General features: G+C 43.3%; 23 protein-coding genes. 17 read left to right on the top strand and 6 right to left on the bottom strand.

Annotated elements, in window-relative coordinates; translation table 11 throughout:
- Positions 1–23 precede the first annotated feature (23 nt).
- Both GVN16_RS12075 and GVN16_RS12070 read left to right on the top strand, forming a co-directional pair.
- Complete coding sequence (locus GVN16_RS12075; RefSeq protein WP_166564154.1) at positions 24–899, top strand: PD40 domain-containing protein; 876 nt, start codon at positions 24–26, stop codon at positions 897–899.
- A 77-nt stretch (positions 900–976) separates the two neighbouring features.
- A complete protein-coding gene (locus GVN16_RS12070) occupies positions 977–1,600 on the top strand; it encodes a hypothetical protein (protein WP_166564153.1) in 624 nt (207 codons plus the stop codon).
- A 67-nt stretch (positions 1,601–1,667) separates the two neighbouring features.
- Here GVN16_RS12070 and GVN16_RS12065 read toward each other — a convergent pair whose 3' ends face one another.
- The gene (locus GVN16_RS12065) at positions 1,668–2,612 is read right to left on the bottom strand and encodes an NADP-dependent oxidoreductase (RefSeq protein ID WP_166564152.1); all 945 of its coding nucleotides are present in this window, start codon (positions 2,610–2,612) and stop codon (positions 1,668–1,670) included.
- Between the two features lie 120 nt (positions 2,613–2,732).
- On the opposite strand from GVN16_RS12065, the gene GVN16_RS12060 reads away from it, so the two are divergent.
- From GVN16_RS12060 to GVN16_RS12025, 8 genes are all read left to right on the top strand, one after another.
- The gene (locus GVN16_RS12060; protein ID WP_166564151.1) at positions 2,733–3,080 is read left to right on the top strand and encodes a helix-turn-helix domain-containing protein; all 348 of its coding nucleotides are present in this window, start codon (positions 2,733–2,735) and stop codon (positions 3,078–3,080) included.
- A 17-nt stretch (positions 3,081–3,097) separates the two neighbouring features.
- On the top strand, positions 3,098–3,700 hold the full coding sequence (locus GVN16_RS12055; protein ID WP_166564150.1) for a hypothetical protein: 603 nt from the start codon (positions 3,098–3,100) through the stop codon (positions 3,698–3,700).
- A 4-nt stretch (positions 3,701–3,704) separates the two neighbouring features.
- On the top strand, positions 3,705–4,421 hold the full coding sequence (locus GVN16_RS12050; protein ID WP_205748845.1) for a hypothetical protein: 717 nt from the start codon (positions 3,705–3,707) through the stop codon (positions 4,419–4,421).
- Positions 4,422–4,496: 75 nt separating this feature from the next.
- Positions 4,497–5,261: an alpha/beta hydrolase gene (locus GVN16_RS12045; protein ID WP_166564149.1), complete on the top strand. Its 765-nt coding sequence runs from the start codon at positions 4,497–4,499 to the stop codon at positions 5,259–5,261.
- Positions 5,262–5,481: 220 nt separating this feature from the next.
- Positions 5,482–6,057, top strand: a complete 576-nt coding sequence (locus tag GVN16_RS12040) for a Crp/Fnr family transcriptional regulator (protein ID WP_166564148.1) — start codon at positions 5,482–5,484, stop codon at positions 6,055–6,057.
- A 73-nt stretch (positions 6,058–6,130) separates the two neighbouring features.
- On the top strand, positions 6,131–7,549 hold the full coding sequence (locus GVN16_RS12035; RefSeq protein ID WP_166564147.1) for a serine hydrolase: 1,419 nt from the start codon (positions 6,131–6,133) through the stop codon (positions 7,547–7,549).
- 44 nt (positions 7,550–7,593) lie between these two features.
- On the top strand, positions 7,594–8,079 hold the full coding sequence (locus tag GVN16_RS12030) for a hypothetical protein (RefSeq protein ID WP_166564146.1): 486 nt from the start codon (positions 7,594–7,596) through the stop codon (positions 8,077–8,079).
- Between the two features lies 1 nt (position 8,080).
- Positions 8,081–8,518 (top strand): DUF5990 family protein, encoded by a 438-nt coding sequence (locus tag GVN16_RS12025; protein ID WP_166564145.1) that lies wholly within the window; start codon positions 8,081–8,083, stop codon positions 8,516–8,518.
- 22 nt (positions 8,519–8,540) lie between these two features.
- Here the strand turns inward: GVN16_RS12025 and GVN16_RS12020 are convergent, their stop codons facing one another.
- Positions 8,541–8,690 carry a winged helix-turn-helix transcriptional regulator gene (locus tag GVN16_RS12020; RefSeq protein WP_310587430.1) on the bottom strand — a complete coding sequence of 50 codons (150 nt, stop codon included), beginning with the start codon at positions 8,688–8,690 and terminating at the stop codon, positions 8,541–8,543.
- 6 nt (positions 8,691–8,696) lie between these two features.
- On the opposite strand from GVN16_RS12020, the gene GVN16_RS12015 reads away from it, so the two are divergent.
- Complete coding sequence (locus tag GVN16_RS12015; RefSeq protein ID WP_166564144.1) at positions 8,697–8,870, top strand: hypothetical protein; 174 nt, start codon at positions 8,697–8,699, stop codon at positions 8,868–8,870.
- Positions 8,871–8,899: 29 nt separating this feature from the next.
- On the opposite strand, the gene GVN16_RS12010 is transcribed toward GVN16_RS12015, so the two are convergent.
- Positions 8,900–9,271 (bottom strand): DoxX family protein, encoded by a 372-nt coding sequence (locus GVN16_RS12010; protein WP_166564143.1) that lies wholly within the window; start codon positions 9,269–9,271, stop codon positions 8,900–8,902.
- Between the two features lie 140 nt (positions 9,272–9,411).
- Complete coding sequence (locus tag GVN16_RS12005) at positions 9,412–9,873, bottom strand: YdeI/OmpD-associated family protein (RefSeq protein WP_166564142.1); 462 nt, start codon at positions 9,871–9,873, stop codon at positions 9,412–9,414.
- A gap of 175 nt (positions 9,874–10,048) precedes the next feature.
- Between GVN16_RS12005 and GVN16_RS12000 the strand changes: the two genes are divergently transcribed.
- Positions 10,049–11,023: a hypothetical protein gene (locus GVN16_RS12000; protein ID WP_166564141.1), complete on the top strand. Its 975-nt coding sequence runs from the start codon at positions 10,049–10,051 to the stop codon at positions 11,021–11,023.
- A gap of 164 nt (positions 11,024–11,187) precedes the next feature.
- On the opposite strand, the gene GVN16_RS11995 is transcribed toward GVN16_RS12000, so the two are convergent.
- Together GVN16_RS11995 and GVN16_RS11990 are read right to left on the bottom strand one after the other, a co-directional pair.
- Positions 11,188–13,617, bottom strand: a complete 2,430-nt coding sequence (locus GVN16_RS11995; RefSeq protein WP_166564140.1) for a TonB-dependent receptor — start codon at positions 13,615–13,617, stop codon at positions 11,188–11,190.
- 329 nt (positions 13,618–13,946) lie between these two features.
- The gene (locus tag GVN16_RS11990; RefSeq protein WP_166564139.1) at positions 13,947–14,633 is read right to left on the bottom strand and encodes a helix-turn-helix transcriptional regulator; all 687 of its coding nucleotides are present in this window, start codon (positions 14,631–14,633) and stop codon (positions 13,947–13,949) included.
- Between the two features lie 71 nt (positions 14,634–14,704).
- Here GVN16_RS11990 and GVN16_RS11985 point away from each other — a divergent pair, with 71 nt between their 5' ends.
- From GVN16_RS11985 to GVN16_RS11965, 5 genes are all read left to right on the top strand, one after another.
- Entirely contained in the window at positions 14,705–15,052 is a 348-nt protein-coding gene (locus GVN16_RS11985; RefSeq protein WP_166564138.1) for an antibiotic biosynthesis monooxygenase, read from the top strand.
- A gap of 7 nt (positions 15,053–15,059) precedes the next feature.
- Positions 15,060–15,458 (top strand): amino acid-binding ACT domain-containing protein, encoded by a 399-nt coding sequence (locus GVN16_RS11980; RefSeq protein WP_166564137.1) that lies wholly within the window; start codon positions 15,060–15,062, stop codon positions 15,456–15,458.
- A gap of 114 nt (positions 15,459–15,572) precedes the next feature.
- Positions 15,573–15,983 (top strand): transcriptional regulator, encoded by a 411-nt coding sequence (locus GVN16_RS11975; protein ID WP_166564136.1) that lies wholly within the window; start codon positions 15,573–15,575, stop codon positions 15,981–15,983.
- A gap of 111 nt (positions 15,984–16,094) precedes the next feature.
- On the top strand, positions 16,095–17,132 hold the full coding sequence (locus GVN16_RS11970; RefSeq protein WP_166564135.1) for a bestrophin family protein: 1,038 nt from the start codon (positions 16,095–16,097) through the stop codon (positions 17,130–17,132).
- Between the two features lie 21 nt (positions 17,133–17,153).
- The gene (locus tag GVN16_RS11965) at positions 17,154–18,413 is read left to right on the top strand and encodes a Na+/H+ antiporter (protein WP_166564134.1); all 1,260 of its coding nucleotides are present in this window, start codon (positions 17,154–17,156) and stop codon (positions 18,411–18,413) included.
- The last annotated feature ends 34 nt before the right edge of the window (positions 18,414–18,447 follow it).

Here is an 18,447-nt window from a genome sequence, read left to right as displayed (position 1 = left end):
TGAAGATTTAATCGCCGGAAAACATGAAAAAACTATTTCCTTTACTTTTTATTTTTACCCCCTTTATTTCTGCGGCACAAAGTGAACCCACACTTTTTAGCCCCGGGGAAACAGCAGACGGCGGGACGTTCGGACTGACCGTTTCACCAGATTCCAAAACAGCCCTCTGGGTAAAATCAAAAGGTAAAAGAGACACCCTGATTGTTATGGAATCTGTCAAAGTAAAAGGACAATGGCAGCCTCCTGTCGTAGCCACATTTTCTTCAGCAGATGGCAAATGGAAAGACATTGACCCCGTATTTAGTCCCGATGGAAAACTGGTCTTGTTTCAATCCACCAGGCCGGTACCCGGACGTCCAGACAGAAAAGGTTTTGACATCTGGGCCGTAGAAAAATCAAAAAAAGGCTGGTCAGCACCGTTTCATTTAGGCCACAACATCAACACAGATGACTCCGAATCCTACGCCTCAATGACCCGGAAAGGCGAAATCTATTTCATGAAGGAAAACCAGGATGGTTTGGGCAAATCAGACATCTATATTTCTGAGAAAATCAACGGGGCGTACCAGGCACCAAGAAATTTAGGCCTTCCTGTAAATACCGGGAACAGGGAATCCAACCCGTTCATTTCTCCTGAAGGAGATTACCTGATCTATTTCTCAGACCGCCCTGAAGGACACGGAGAAGTTGATTTATATATCAGTTTTAAAAAGGGAGATACCTGGTCTGCTCCCCTGAACCTGGGCCAACCCATTAACACCATCGCAGCCGAATTCTGCCCTTTTTATCATACCGGAGAAAAGCGGCTGTACTTTGCCAGACAAACTAAAGGAGAAGGCCGCTTCATCGAAAACCTTTACTCCGTTTCACTTGATATAGAAAAACTGAGAGATAAATAACCCCCAACATTCACTTTCTCTTACCTACATTCGTTAACTTTATATCCAAATTAGTTTTTCAGAAAATTCGCCGTTATATGAAGTCCGTCAAAGAAAGGGTAAGACAATTTAACCTGCACATAAAAGACAAATATTATCATCTGACTTTCGACAAGCCCGCCTCTGAGGTTATGATCAGTAAGATTCAGGGATATTATAAAACAAAAATCCCCATCAGTTTAAGATGGTTTTATCGCGAAATAGGGGGAATCACCGGCAATTCCAACGAGTTCGTTATGAATATTGAAAACATCCCCTATCTGCTCAAAAAACTCAATGAGCCCAATAAATGGTTTAAGTGCGACTCACTGGGTTTTGTAGATTATCTTCGCTTTTTGTGGGGGAATGACCGGCCGGAGTTTGAAAGTTTTGACCCTGAAAAGATCGCTTACCTCAACGAAAACTACCGCTGTTTTGGGCATTACCGTTTCAGCTGCGGCCTTACTGAAGCCAACATCCTCTATTTTGATAAAGCGGGGAAATTCGGTGAAGTGCGGTACCATGAGAAAGAGTTTGAAAATGTCTGGACAGAATTCCTGAACGACATGCTCGTTGCCAGTCCCGCTTCCGAAGACCTGGAACACATGCTCATCAGGATTCTCAACAAACTGGAAACGGGTGCTAAAAACAGGGATAAACTGGTTTTACCCGACCTTGATTAGTGAGGTCTTTATCAAAAGATATTAAGTAAAACAGGCGGTTGAGTCAACCGCCTGTTTTGTTTTAAAGTCATAATCCGATAACAATTTTCCCTCTTATTTTTCCAAGCTCCAGGCTTGTGTGAGCGTCTCTCAGCTCTTCAAATTTAAAGACCTGGTGGATGTGTGTTTTCAGCTTACCGGAAGTCAGCAATCCTGCCAGAACATTCATATCTTCACCGCTGGATGAAACCAGGACCGGAATCAGGTGAATTCCAAGTTCCTCCGCCGCTTTGCGGTCGCCTTCCGGCAGATTAGAAGAGGGAATTGAAACCACAGTGCCTCCTTTTTTCGTGATCTTTAAAGACCTGCTGAGGGTTTCGCCTGCTTTGCTGTCCAGGATAAAATCAAAGTCATCTCCGGCCGATTCAAACCGGGCCGCCGCATAATCCACGTGCTCATCTGCCCCCAGTTCCAGAACAAAATCCTTGTTTCCTTCAGACGATGTCCCGACCACATAAGCACCCAGCCATTTCGCCAGCTGAACGGCATAATGCCCTACCCCGCCGGAAGCTCCGTGGATCAGGACCTTGTCTCCTTTCTTAACTTTACCTGCTCTCAGTGACTGCAAAGCCGTAAGGGCCGCCAAAGTTGCTCCTGCGGCCTCTTCAAAAGAGATATTTTGAGGTATCAACGCCAGCTGATCTGCAGGCACAGCCACATATTCTGCATATGCATTGCCCTGCCCCGGGAAATTGACCATACCGAATACTTTGTCGCCAACGTTGAAAGCGGACGTTCCGGCACCCGTTTCCACCACTTCCCCGGCAATGTCCCAGCCCAGGATCACGGGTCTTTTCTGGGCCAAAAGCCAAGACAGAGTGCCTTCACTGGCCCTTGACTTTACATCCACGGGATTAATGGCGATAGTTTTTACGCTCACCAGCACTTCGTTTTCTTTAATTACGGGCTTCTCAATTTCTGTCAGATTAAGATGGTCGACGCCACCCGCTTCATTCAAAATGTATGCTTTCATATTCTCGTTTTTTGATGCAAAGCTATTTTATATATATCTTTATGGCAAGTATGTACAATTTTGTATCTTACCTACTAAAAATAATCTATTGTTGATTATCAGCTATTTAAATTTTCAATTATGGCAAAAAAAAATAAAGATGCCCCTGCATGTTCCGTAGATTACGCCTTCCGGAGGATAGGAGGAAAATACAAAGGACGGATTTTATGGCACCTGCACACCGACGCTGTGTTGCGGTACGGTGAACTGAAAAGGACTTTACCGGACATTACAACCAAAATGCTCACCCAAACCTTGAGAGAACTGGAAAACGACGAACTGATTGTCCGCAAAGTGTATCATGAGGTACCTCCCAAAGTAGAATACAACCTGTCTGAAATCGGCATGGAACTGATTCCGTTCATTTGTCACCTGAAAGCCTGGGGCGACAAACAGATAAAGCAGAAGAAAGCCCTGGAATCAGTATAATTTTAACAAAACTGCATATGATTTCCATCAAAGAAAGAATTCAGCAATTCAACAATAATATCAAAGATGAATATTATCATCTGACCTGCTCAGGTCAGGCTTCTGAAAAAGAACTGAAAGCCATAGCTCCTTATTTTGACTTCCCCATTCCTTTAAGTCTGACTTGGTTTTACCGTGAAACCGGATCCGTCACCGGTGATTCCGAAGAGTTTGTCTTAAATATTGAGCCCGTTTCTTATCTCTTGGAAAAACTTCAGGAAAAAGAAAAATACTATCTCTGCCGCTCCCTGGGCATTATTGACTACATCAGGTTTTCATGGGGAAATGACAGGCCTGAATTCGACGAAATTCAGAAAAGCAAAATAGACTTTCTTAATAACAATTATAAGTCTATCGGGCATTACCGTTATGACTGGGGCCTTGAAGAGGCTTACTATCTCTACGTGGACAAAAAGGGTAATTTCGGAAAAGTGAGATATCATCAGGATGATTTTTACAATCTCTGGAAAGAGCATCTAAACGGTATGCTCAAGGAAAGTCCGGCCACAGAAGAGCTGGAAAGCATGATCGTGCGGATCATTAATAAACTGGAAACCGGAATCAAAGAAAAGGACGACTGAGCATATGTTAAAAATCATCGCCTGGAACTGCAACATGGCATTCCGCAAGAAAGCGGATGTCATTCTCGCCTGTCAGCCCGATATCCTGGTGGTTCCGGAGTGTGAGCATCCCGACAAACTCAAATTCGGGAAAGAAACGCCCGTTCCGTCCGATATTTTCTGGTACGGCACCAATCCGCACAAAGGCATCGGGGTGTTTTCCTACGGACCCTATAAATTCCGCTTATCAGAAACACATAATCCGGATTTCAGATACATTCTGCCCTTGTCCGTTACGGGCGGCTCTTTTGACTTTACCCTTTTTGCTGTCTGGGCCAACAATCCTCAGGACAAAGACGGAGCCTACGTCACCCAGGTCTGGAAGGCCATCCAGTATTATGACACCATGCTTTCAGAAAGCAAAACGATCCTGGCGGGCGATTTCAACAGCAATACCATCTGGGACAGGCCCCGCAGGACCGGCAACCATTCCAATGTCGTGGAAAAACTCGAAGCCCGGAAAATATTCAGTACCTATCACCTGTTTCATGACCAGATACAAGGCAAAGAAGCCCATATGACCCAGTTTATGTATCGCCACGAAGACAAACCCTATCACCTGGATTACTGCTTCGCTTCCATTGATTTCATAGAAAAGCTACGGAATGTGGAGATAGGCACTTACGCCGACTGGACAAAATACAGTGATCATAAACCCCTCATCGTCACTTTTGATATCTGACAAAAAGAAGGCTTTAAACCCCTCCTGTTTGACGTGTTTTTTATGTAAATTTGACTTCTAAACACATTCAGATTCATGAACAGGATTTTTTGCATTTCCATACTCTTTCTTTTTTCAGGGGCTTTTCTGATGACAGCCAGTTCTCAACCCGCCGGCACGGGATTCAAAGTAAAAATCCAAAACCTGGACCTGACCGACGCCGCCAGGAACCGCTCAGTGCCGGTTGCTCTGTACATTCCCGAAACAAAGATCAGGAATCAGCAAATCATTATTTTCAGTCATGGCTATGGAGAAAACAAAGGTGGAGATAACCTTATTTATTCGTATCTCAATGAAAAACTCGCTTCTGAAGGTTATTTCGTAGCCAGTATACAACATGAACTGAGCACCGACAGCCTCCTGCCCATGACCGGTATTCCGCAGATAACGAGAAGAACCAATTGGGAACGCGGCTCAACCAACATTCTTTTCGTATTGAATGAACTCAAAAAATCAAACCCCAACCTGGATTTTAAACACCTGACCCTGATCGGTCATTCCAATGGCGGGGACATGACCGCATTATTCGCTCATGAACATCCGGGCCTGGCTTATAAAATTATTACCCTGGACAACCGCAGAAAGGCCTTGTCAGGTATCCGTAAAACAAAAGTCTATTCGATCCGCTCAAGCGACCAGCCTGCCGATGAGGGGGTATTACCCGATACGGAAGAGACGAAGAAATACAAAATGAAAATCGTCAAGCTGGGCAATACCAAACATAATGAAATGGACGACGATGCCAATGAAATGCAGAGGAAAGAAATCAATGATTATGTTTTAGTCTTTTTACGGGATTGATATTTCATACGGATTGAATCCCGCTCATTAAATGAAACAAATCTGCACGAATATATCCTGAATTACTGGATTTAATCACTATTTCTGGCTGTAACAAGCTACTTTTATTCGTTTTAACCAAGCGTTTCTTTAAAGAGACCCCGGTTTTAATAAAACCGTCCGGCAAAATCGAATAAATTCATAATATATTCAGAAAAGAGCTCACTATAAGTTGTTTACGATGGAAAACCTAAAAGAATACTTAGACACAATATATCCGGTTTATCCACAGACCTGGAACATATTAAAAGCTATATTTCGCGATAAAAAAATAAAGAAAGGAGCTTTTCTGATTCAAGAGGGAAAATACACAAAAGAATTGGTTTTTGTAAAAAGCGGCATTATCAGGGCTTTTTATACAGATCAGGCGGGTACCGAATATAACAAACGATTCTTTATCCATCCATCGATAGCGGGTAGTTATTCTTCCCTCATTACCGCAGGCCCGAGTTTGTTTTCACAACAGGCACTGACCGACTGTGAATTGTTGACTGCAGATTACGATGAGCTTACCGGGCTTTATGATCAGCACCCGGACCTTGAGAGGCTGGCCAGAAAATTTGCTGAGAATTATTTTGTATCCAATGAGAAAAAAGAAATTGAGATCGTTCTGCAGAATGCAGATAAACGATATCTGAATTTCAGAAAACAGCACCCGGACCTTGAAAACCAGATTGCTCAGCTACACATTGCCTCGTATCTCGGGATAAGTCCGACCCAGCTGAGTCGTATCAGGAAAAAATTAATGCAGCCCTGAATTTCTTTACATAGGTATACAGGAATTTCAGATGCCTGCCGTGACCTTTGCATTTTAAATGATAAAAACTAAAATGAAGAAGCTCTTTTTGATAGGTTGTTTAATCCTTCTCAATCTCACCATCGCCCTTGGGCAGCAGGATAGGGTGTTGCAAAAAATTGACGCATTCCTTCAGCAGAAATCAGAGAAGGGAAATATTCCCGGATTCTCGATTGCCATCGTACATCAAGGTAAAACCATTTTTGCAAAAGGATATCGCAGAACAGGGGATAATAAACCCGTTAATGCCGATACTCCCTTCGCTATTGCGTCTCTGAGCAAAAGTTTCACAGCCATGGCTGTCATGCAGCTGGTTGAAACCGGAAAGATAAAAATCGACTCGCCCATATCAGATTATCTTCCTTCATTAGGCGAAAACGGCACTAAAATAACTGTAAGACAACTACTGAACCAGACCAGTGGCTATTCTGACCTCACGTTCTCCGAACTTGCTTTTCATGATCAGCCGCGTACCCTTCAGTCAGCCATTGAAAGGATGAAGAATGTCACACTTGTCAGCAAACCGGGTGAGGCATTCCACTATCACAACCCCAATTATCAAGTCCTGGCCAGATTGGTAGAAGTGGTTTCCGGCGAGTCATTTCCCGTATATCTGGATAAAAATATCTTTATTCCCTTAAATATGTCTAATACCGTAAGCGTTTCCGGGACTAAAGATTTTTATAATGTTCCCGGGGTGAATTATACTCCGGGGCATGTTTTTCTGTTTGGTTATCCCTTAAAGAAAAAAGAACCTGACTGGTTTATCCAGGGATCGGCCGGTATGGTTTCTACATCCACTGACATGGCCCACTGGCTGATCGCCAATATGAACAAAGGGACATTTGAAAACTATCAGGTCTTAAGTCCGCAGGGTATTCAGGCCATGCAGACCCCCTATCCGGGAGGCTCCTATGCCATGGGCTGGATTGCGGGTGACAGTACTCTGGTAAGACACAACGGTATTTTATGGACAAGCCAGGCAGAACAGATTATTTTGAAAAATAAAAATTATGGTATTGTCATTTTATTCAATAGCGGCCTGAGTGCCTTCCAGGATTACGGCTCATTCACACGCGGAATTACTGACATCATAAACGGCAACAATCCTGAGATTTCCATTTTCCCTACGATTGCTTATGAAGTTCTGATAGCGGTAATTGCCATACTTGCTATCTTCATGAGCTGCAGACGCCTCACCCGTACAAAACAATGGGAAAAGAAATATGCCTCCCGATCGAAATTCCTGTCGTGGCTCTGGTTAATATTCAGGCTGACGCCCATGATACTTCTTTTGTCTATTCCGCAGATCGGCACTTCCATGTCCGGCCGCGTGCTGAGCTGGGACAGGATTTTCTGGGCCATGCCTTCTATTGTTATTTTGTTGTCCATCGTAGCGGTTCTGAATGTGATCATTGTGGCTGCCAGAATTTACAGGTTAAAAGCTTCTTAGTGCTTTCTTTTGAGTATATTGAGGTCTCTTAATAAACCATGAAAATGAAAAAATACCTGTTTAATTGCTTTCTGCTGGTGATCCCGGTTTTAATTTGGAATATAGCCCTGACCGGTAAACTTCCCGAGGCTTTTCAACCCGAAACGTTTCTGACGGACATCCCCTCTCACATTACTTATGGTGAAAATATTTTCCGGGTCCTGATTTTCGCCCTGATGCTGTTTATGCCGCTTAAAATAGTAAGCCCGATTCAGAAGCAGGGATTGATCATCTATGTTCTTGGCCTGGTCATTTATTTCGGCTCCTGGTTGATGCTCATGTTTTTACCTGATAGTGAATGGAGCCAAAGCCTCTTCGGCTTCATGGCCCCTGCTTACACCCCGCTTTTCTGGTTAGGCGGCATAGCCCTCATCGGGGATTCGTCTTATTTTCATTTTTCTTACAGACGTGTGTTCTTTGCCCTCTTCTCTGTTTTATTCCTGATTTTTCATAATTTGCATACCTATATGGTTTACACTAAATTACATTAAGATGAAACAGGAAATCACCTTAAGAATAACTTTGGAAAGTCCGCCTCGCGGAGTAGATTATGGTATTCAGAAAGGCAGCGGAGCTGTATATGAAACCTTACAGAAACAGAGGTCAGTAAACGAAAATTTGCGTTTTGAATTTACAATCCATTTAAAAACCGATAAAGAGGGGCTTCCGGACTTTGCAGGGCCTGTGGTTCAGGGGCCTGCGGGCGGGCGGTTTGTATACGTTGACATCGGCACTTATGCGGGTCAGAGAGACTCCTTTTATGCGGGCCGTCTTAAAGTGCCTTTAAGAGGAATTACCCGGGAAATGATTGAACAATTGCTTGCCGATCCCGGAAACATTCTGACCACGACAGTCCCCGGAACAGGCAAAAACGGCTCTCCGAATTACGCAACGGTGAAACCATTTGACGGGTGGGCTGTCGGAAAATAGCCTTCTGGTAATGACGCTGTCGTTATCTTTTCATAATCACTTCCCTTAAGTGATCCTCATGTTCATCGGCCCATTGACCCAGACTTGAAATGACAGGGATCAGGCTTTTTCCTATTTCTGTCAGTTTGTATTCTACTCTTAATGGTATTTCCGCATAGACAACCTTGTACACCAGTTCGTGCCGTTCCAGTTCATTCAGACACAGCTCGAACCCTTAGGGCTGATTCAATCAGGCAATAAAATAGTCCTCAAAACGATGGTTTCGGGTACATTTGAAGGCAGTCCGCTGAAACTGCAATATCATGTTGAAATCAGGGATTCTGAAATCATTTCCCTGCGGATTACCGGATGATGGTCTGTTTAACCATGGTGTGACTACACTCAGCTCTGAACTTTCGGCTGATGTACCTTATGATAATAGACATAAGACACCGCAAAAATGAGCAGTGCGATGGCATTAATGCCCCACTTGGCTATGCCTCCACCGCTCGCAATAACGGAGTATAACGCCCCGGCCAGGTCAAAAAACAAACCGGCATAAGCCCATTCTCTGAGGCGTGGAAACCGCGGAACGAGAATGGCCACAACGCCAAGAACTTTGGCCAGACCGATAAAAGGAATAATGTAGGTAGGATAACCCAGTTCGGTGTGTAGTCCCTGGACAGAAAGGTCGGTCATCACTAAATTCGTCAGGCCTGAGCCCAGCATGATCACAGACAACAGTGCAGTAGACACCCAATAAATAATTTTCATGGCTGATTGGTTTACGAGATTAAAAAAATGGTCTCTGAGGAGTTAAAACGATATCGTAAGTTACTCATTTAAAACCTGTTCAACAAGCGATAAAGAGACACAAAGTCTTCTTTTCCCGTTGTCCTTTCTCCAACACAGCCTCACTTTTTATACTCCGCCAGGTCCGCAACCGCCTTTTCAATCCTTCTGGCCCTGGTTTCTTCGGTTTTAGCCAGACCGATGGGTTCGACATACCGCCGTTTGTTGCTGTAAGATAAACTTTCATAAAAGGCTTTGGCCTGAGGGTTTTGTTCGAGGGCTGCTTTGAAGTCTTCCGGCAGTTCCACTTCACGAACCTCCGTGTCCAGTTCAAGCTCAACAGTCAGGGAATCTCCCCCACTTACCCCGGCTTTTTCACGGACTTCTGCACTGACCCCGATCATGTAGACGCCTCCCATGGAGGCGATACTGCTGCGGTAAGTGTGACCGTTGATGGTGACTTTAACGGCCGTTTTTTTACCGGCTGCCAATTGTTCAACCACCTCTTCCGGCACTTCAATGCCTGTTGCCGTCTTTTTGGCTGTCAGCAAAATGGTTGTAAATGTGATTTTTGAGGTTTCCATGTTTAAGGTTTTTGTTTACAAATATAAAAAAAGTGCCGGCTTTCGAAGACTTGGAGGTTTGTATTCGTCACAGACGTCCCGAAAAGCTATTTTGACAAAGTTTATAGCCGTTTTACACTTTTTTACTTTCCGCAAAACTCCGATGTCTTATGTTTGTGAAAAAGAAAAAGCCATTATGAAGATCTTTATCGCATTTTTGTTGCTTTCCGTTATGCAGGCCGACAAAGTCAGTAATCACGACACTGCGGTCTCTGAAAATCAAAATGCAGCAAACTCTGCACGACAAGGCAAAATCAGGAGTATCGTTTATTTTTCCGCCAATGACGGGGCGTTCTGGCAAAACAAAAGTAAAGGTTTGCCAGACGGAATTTTCCTTACCGATCTTGCCACTGACGGTGACTTACTGGCACTTTCCACCAAACAACATGATGTCTTTTTTTATGATTTCAGGTCTGATTCATGGCAAAAAACAGCGATGTCGCCCCCTACCAGCCAAAATGTGGATGACCTGCTGTTGCATGAAGGTAAAATATGGGCCGGAACTCAAAACGACGGTGTTTTCGTTTCTGCCGATCAAGGGAAATCCTGGAAAGCTCTTAATGAAGGCCTTCAAAATCTGGTTATCAGAAGGCTGGTTGCTATTCAGAACCAGGTATGGGCCTGCACCAACGAAGGTTTGTATATACTCCGGCAAAATAAATGGCAGCTGGTTAAAGAGCACCCGTCAATACAGATCAACAGCATTACTGCCCCTGATGGTGAAATATACACCGGCACCACCCGTGGTATCTTTAAAAACACAGGAAAAGAAGATAGCTGGAAACCTGTCTTTCAGGGTAAAGCATTGCATAACATCAACAGCATCGGCAAAAACATTTATGCCATGGTATACGGCGATTTAATGGTGTCTGCCGACAAAGGAGCAACCTGGAAGAACATCCAGGAAGGTCTTCCTAAAGGATTATACACTTTTCACGTCATTCAGAGTCACAACACCACCTTGGCCGGTCAGTGGGATGGTGTCTATAAAATGACAGGAACACAACAATGGCTGAAGTATTCCAACGGACTGCCAGCGAAATTTCCGGCCATAGAAATGGTGGTTTTTAAAGACCTGGTTATTGCGGCGAGTTCAGGGTGGGTTGAGTAGTGGAGGCCCGGTGCGAGGTAAAACAGATCTGAGCTTGCAACAAAATTTCGGCAGTATATTGTCAAAAAATAGCAGTAACCATGAAGTTACTGCTATCTGATTTATGCCTTTTTTATCATTTGAAAATCCGGATGACTATTTCAAGGCAAGTACTAAAGTTTTACTTATTTTATCCTACTCGATTCGTCTTCAGCACCTCCTTTGTGCTCACGGGCACTTTTTATTTCATTGCTGCCGAAACGATAGTTAAAATTGATACCAAACCGGCGGGCTTCGTAAACCCCGGTAATATTCTGATAAATGTCGTTGTGAACAAATAATGCACTAAAGCCTACATTATTGAAGATATCGTTCATAGATAATTTTATATCGGCTTTATCTTTAAATAAGTTCTTTTTCAATCCGATATCCACCTGTCCTTGTGCTTTATTTACATAAATCCAATTGAATTTGGAGCGGAAATAGCCTGATATTTCGAAAGTGGTAGTCTTGTTCAACTTAAAATTGTTTGACCCGTTAAACCCAAAATTCCTATTGGCTACATTATAATCACCCTCTCCTTTGAATTTGCCAAATATTGAAGTTCGCTGGTAAAAATAATTGTAGTTAATTTCCCACCATTTTGTGATGGATGTATTTAAAGAAACGTTCAAGCTTAAGCCTTTGGAATTGGAAAAGTTTTCGAGAGTATTGTATATTTTATTCCCATCTATCCTGGAAATATTATTATAATCATCCGAAGTGTAATAGTATGACAATGAAGTGGTTAATACTGACTTAAACGTATTTGACAGTTTTATTCTATCGGTATAGCGGGGTTTTATAAATGCATTACCCTTGTAGTAAGTGAGCTCATCAATTCTGTATTCAAACGGGTTTAAATCCTGATAACTCGGCCTGTTTATACGGCGGCTATAGTTTAAGTTAAAAGACAGATTTTTTGAAAAATTGTTGGTCAAAGCAAAACTCGGGAAAAAATTCAAATAGGACCTATCCACTTTGTCGAGCTCGTTTTGTTTATAACTCACCAGATTCCCATGCGAAATAGTGTGCTCGGCACGAATACCCGATTGCAAGCTCCATTTTTTATTAAAAGTTTTGTTGTAGTTGATATAGCCCGCAAAGACTTTTTCAGAGTAGGTAAAAGTATTGCTTTTGTCAATATCATGTTCCTCGATATCACCTTTAATAATGTATGCTTCAAGTACATTGTTTGATTTTACGTCCGATGCTTTTACACCATAGCCCAATTTACCTTTATAAAAAGGCTGCTCGTAGTCAGCCTTAAATGAAAGTATGGTAATATCTGTTGGGGTTGACTGCCGGTAATTTCTGATAATTGGCTGCATCGCCGGATCACCAAACGTATAAGTGTTAGGTTGGAACAAATTTGATCTGCCCGTATAAGTGCCATAATCGGCATCTATAGTCAGTTCATGCTCTTTTGTATCAGCAAATCTGTAGTTTAAATTGTAGTTCAGGTTTAAGCTTGTACCTGGTGAACTTGAATTAGAGGATAATATCGCTGAATCTAAAACAGCCTCTGTTGATTTTCCTATCAGGGTTTTACTGTTCGAAATAGAATTGTAGTTGCCGAAGCTACCGTTTACCACAAAACCAACGGTATTTTTATCATCTAATGAATAATCTGCACCCCCCTTAAAATTTTGATATCTGTTATGAAACTCCCCTTTTATCGAATTATTGAACGAAGTACCGTTTAATATTTTATCATTTTGTCTGAAGTTATTGTAAATACCTTGCCCCGCCCCGTATTTGCCAAACAAATTCCATTTTTTATTACGGTAGTTCAGGCTACCCGACACGTCAATTTTAGGCTCAAATTTGCGGTACGGTTCAATCATAAGCATTCCGGCATATGGATTTAAATTAATGTTACCGTTTGTTCCAAGCTTTTTATTTTTTTTGAGACGAATATTAATAATGCCCACATTACCTGCAGCATCATACTTGGCCGATGGATTTGTGATAATTTCTATCGCCTCAATATCAGACGATTGCATACTTTTCAGAACAGAAGCCAAATCTCTGCCCGAGAGTGGCGACGGCTTGCCGTCTATATAAATTCTAACCCCTTGTTTACCTTCAATCACTACATTATCATCCTGGTCCACCTGTACTCCCGGCGATTTTTGCAATAATTCCAATGCGGTAAGCCCTGTCGAATTTATACTTCCTTCGACATTTACAATCAGCTTGTCGGCTTGCACTTCAATCATCGGTTTTGTTGCAGTGACGGTTATGCCTTTCAAATTGGTATCGGAACTCTTCATTGAAATAGTCTCAACGACATGGTTATCAAGCTTATATTCAAAAATTGAGGAGGTGGTTTTGGTAAAACCAACGCCGGTTACCGAAATAAAATAACTTCCGGCTGGCATACCTTTCAGTTCATATTTGCCTTGCACATCGGTAATTGCTCCTTTAGCTAATGTTGAGTCCTTAGCATTCAATAATACAACAGAGAGAAATTCACCTTTTTCGCCTTTATCATCCACGACAATGCCGGAAATGGATTGGGCAGATAAATCAATAGTAATTGTGATTAAGAACAGTGTAAATAGCTTTTTCATTTTCAGATAGTATCAATTGTAAAAATATATAGCTGGATACCTCTGATTTTTAAAAAGGTTACAATGAATTGGCACATTTATTTTTGGGGAGGGGCATGCACATTTGTATAAGAATCCGGCCAGGGGGAGTACAGCAAATCCGTACCGGAATGAGCGTGCGATATAGGTCAGGTCACTACGCAGTTGCACAGAGGTGGCATTGACATTCCTTTCAAAAGAAATGATAGACCAGTGGAAGTCAAAAGACACAATATATAATCTTACAGAAGCAGATATACGGAACTTTGATTTAAGTTATCATTTTGGTTTTATTCCCGCCCCGGTAAATTCTAAATCCGGATGTCCAGCAGGTCGTAAAGCCCCAGCCTGCCTTTGTCTGTCAGGATAAGTTCTCTCGAAAACTGTACTTTCCTGAACCATTGCTTTTCCAGCATCCTGTTCAACACCAGGGCTCCGAGTTGTCCGGCCAGATGCGGACGCCTTTCACTCCAGTCGAGGCATTGTCTGGCTACCGGCCTTCTTTTTCCGGTCAGATCATTTTCGGAAATATTCAGGTCCTTCAAATGTTTCCACCCTGCTTCATTAACCAGATAAAAAGATCCGTCTTTGATAATCCAGTTTTTATACTCAAATGCATCCGTGATCTGCACACCTACCTGTCCGGCAAGGTGATCATAACAGCTCCGGCAATATTTTACGCCGGTTTTAACTGCTCCCTCTCTGCTCCTGATCTTATCCGCTTGCTGATTGGCGAGGTTAGCCAGAGACTCTACGACATAAGCTACTTCAGGTCTCGAAAATGAAAAATACCGGTGTCTGCCCTGCGATTCTACTTTTAACAAATCTGCTTCCAGCAGTTTCACCAGGTGATTACTTGCTGAAGTTGGCGAGATATCGGCAGCTATGGCCAGTTCTCCGGCTGTGTAAGCCCGGCCATCCAGCAGGTTCCAGAGCATTTTTGCCCTTGCGGGTTCACATATCAAGGCAGATAAAACAATAAATTTATCTTCTCCCATTACAGTTCAGTGTTAAATGAAATATAAATGTAATCGATTCATTTATTTTGCTCAACATAAAACAAAAAATCATGATAGCAGTAATTTTTGAAGCTTTCCCGGCTAAAGGTAAATGGGACGAATACCTGGACATTGCAGCGGGGCTACGGCCTGAGTTAAGCAAAATAGAGGGTTTTATCTCCATCGAAAGGTTTGAGAGTATTTCAACCCCGGGAAAAGTCCTTTCGCTTTCTTTCTGGAAAGATGAAGAAAGTGTGATTCAATGGCGAAACCTGGAACTTCACAGACAAGCTCAGGCATCAGGCCGTAAATCTGTATTTGACGACTACCGGCTGAGGGTAGCAAACGTACTCAGAGATTATGGCATGAATCAAAGGGCAGAAGCACCTGCAGACAGTAAAAACTTACACGATAAATAAAAAACAGATGAAAGATCTCGAAATCATTTTAGAAAACAAACCGGGTCAACTGGCGTTGATGGGTGAAATTCTGGGTAAAAACAACGTCAGCCTGGAAGGCGGCGGGGTATTTCAGAACGGGGAGGTTTCCATCGCCCATTTCCTGGTTTCAGAACCGGACAAGGCAAAAGAATTGCTGGCGAAGGCAGGAATAAAGGTGGTTAAAATCAATGAGATAATCGTTCAGAAACTCAGGCAGAATGTACCGGGACAGTTAGGTTTGTTTTGCAGGAGATTGGCAGATGCCGATGTCAACATTCTTGTTCAATACAGTGATCATGACCGTCAGCTGATTGTTGTAACGGACGATTTTGAGAAAGGCAAAGCGGTTTCTGAGCAATGGATGCAGGAATGGTGGCCGTCCTGATGTATGATGGAAGAAAAATCAGTCGCAATCACCCCCTTACATTGTCGTTTTACACCACATTAAATCCGTATGGTGTTGTCTATCTTTGTAATATAAATCAAACCTTTCAGAACCATGGAAACGACAAATTTTGAAGAAGACATTACGATAATGTACAAGACCGCCGGCTCCTTTCCTGAAGGGGTCATGGCTGCACATGAAGCCCTGCACGCGTTTGTTCCCTTTTCAACAGACAGGAAATACTATGGCGTATCCCGTCCGGAAAACGGCTATTCCATTGTTTACAGGGCAGCGGCCGAAGAATTGAGTCCCGGTGAAGCGGCCTCTTTGCAACTGGATACCCTCGTTCTCAAAAAGGGCAGGTATATCAGCCTCACCATTGAAGACTTTATGAAAGACGTTCAGAGTGTCGGAAGGGCATTCCGGGAATTGCTTGAGCAGCCGGGAATTGACCCTCAGGGTTATTGTGTGGAATTATATTATAATGAAAAGGATGTTAAATGCATGATCCGGCTTGAAGATTAAAAACTGAGTCCGGATGGCATTTCTGTAAATAAATCCGTCAAAATCTGCAGATTTTATTTTTAGGTTAATATTTTTGGTTCTCAAAGTGTTGACCCGTTAATAAATACCTGCATGTTCGTCCAGAAGAACTTCTCCTTTAAAAACATCATGGCCATCACCGGCGGTCACCTGATATGGCTGTCGGCCTGGGCTCTGCTGGTGGCCTCCATCTACTATTTTACCGACTGGAAATGGCTGAGTATCCCATGGCTTCCGCTTTCGGTTATCGGTACTTCTGTGGCGTTCTATGTGGGTTTTAAAAACAATCAGGCATATGACCGCCTCTGGGAAGCCCGCAAGATCTGGGGAGCCATTATCAACAGCAGCCGGTCGTGGGGAAGCACCGTAAGATCATTTATAAGAACCACCCCTTCTTCGCAAGACCTGACAGAAGCCGAACTGGATCAATTGAAGGAGTCACTGATCAACCGGCACATCGCCTGGACCTACCAGCTCAGAGAACAGCTGCTGGTAACCACACAATGGGAACACGCCAGTCTGAGCGGACAATTTGGGAAAGTCGGCCAAAAAAGAAGAAAAAGATATGGAAAAGGGGCTTTTGATGAAGACATCCCTGAAACACACCTGAAGAAGTATTTGTCTGAAAAAGAATTCACCGGCCTCACACAGTTCAGAAACCCAGCCACCCGGCTTATTGATCAGCAGGCACAGGAACTGGCCGCCATTCATGAAAAAGGCCTGCTCAACGAACTGACCCATATAGAGCTTCAAAAGATATTAAACGATTTTTATGATCATCAGGGACGTGCCGAAAGGATCAAGAAATTTCCTTTGCCCCGTCAGTATGGAAGCATGAGCTTTATTTTCGTTTGTATCTTTATCTTTATGCTGCCTTTTGGTATGGTTTCAGAATTTGACAAACTTGGCGAGTGGGGCATCTGGTTATCCGTACCTTTCTGTATCATGACAGGATGGATATTTGTGGTCATGGAACTTATCGGCGATTATTCTGAAAACCCTTTCGAAGGCCTGGAAAACGATGTTCCCATGTTTTCCATTTGCCGCACTATTGAAATCGATCTGCTCCAGATGATGGGTAAAACTGACATTCCGGGTGCAGTCGAAGCAAAAAAAGGAGTTTTAATGTAACTGACTTTCAGAGATTAAAGAATGGAAAACTATAGTATTGTAATATTTATCATGGCCGTTATGATCGGGCTTTCATCGATTGCCCATAAAGTCAAGCTGCCCTATCCCATTTTATTGATTGTGGCAGGTATCGCCATAGGCTTTATCCCTTCCATACCGGAAATCGAAATAAACCCGGAGGTAATTTTCCTGTTGTTTCTCCCACCTTTGTTGTACGATGCGGCCTTCAACATATCGTTTAAGGAGTTCAGGACACATATGAACACCATCAGCACTTTAGCCATCTCTCTGGTTTTCCTGACGGCTTCGGGCATTGCGGTTTTCGCGTATTATGCCATCCCGGGAATGACCTGGCCACTGGCTTTTGTGCTTGGAGCCATTCTTTCTGCCACCGACGCGGTAGCCGCGATGAGCATCACCAAAGGACTCGGCCTTTCGCATAAAACAACCACGATCCTGGAAGGAGAAAGTCTCATCAATGACGCTTCCGCCCTGATAACCTACCGTTTTGCCGTGGCGGCCGTAACAGGTTCCGCCTTTATTTTCTGGAAAGCGACGCTCGATTTTGCCATCCTGATGGCCGGAGGTTTTTTAGTCGGTTTTGTGATGGGCAAAATCCTGGCATTTATATTAATGCGTGTGCACAAAGACAGCCTGATTACCATCAGTTTTATGCTGCTGATGCCTTTTATCACCTACCTGGTGGCTGAGGAAATGAATGTATCGGGGGTGATTGCGGTGGTGATGCAGGGGCTGGCTATTTCCCGCTTCAGCCGGAAGATTTTCCCTGAAATCCTTAAAAAACAGTCCAAGACCATCTGGGACATCATCATCTTTTTACTCAATGGCTTGATTTTTATCCTGATCGGACTGGAATTCCCCTACGTCCTTAAAAGCATACATGCCTCACAGATTCCCGCTTATATCGCCTATGCTTTCCTCATCACCGTAATTGCTTTGATATTGAGGATGTTCAGGGTATTCTGGCAGAAAAACACGCTTCAGAGGGCATTTCAGAAAAATCACAAATACGTCACAGAAGACACGCTGCTGGATGTAAAAAACAGTTTGATCATCAGCTGGTCAGGCATGAGAGGCATCGTTTCCCTGGCGGTGGCCATCGGGTTGCCGAAAACACTGAGCAACGGAGATCCCTTTCCACTGCGAAGCGAGATCATTTTTATCTCCGTCGCAGTCGTATTATTTACGCTCATCGGGCAGGGACTTACCCTTCCATGGCTGGTTAAAAAGCTTACCGGGACATTCCCTCAGCAGGAATAAAGAAGACTGAAAGAGAATTCCGGGCTTTTTTACG

This window comes from Emticicia sp. CRIBPO (assembly GCF_009905725.1).
Taxonomy (GTDB): Bacteria; Bacteroidota; Bacteroidia; order Cytophagales; family Spirosomataceae; genus Leadbetterella.
This window is presented reverse-complemented; position numbering and strand designations above follow the sequence as displayed.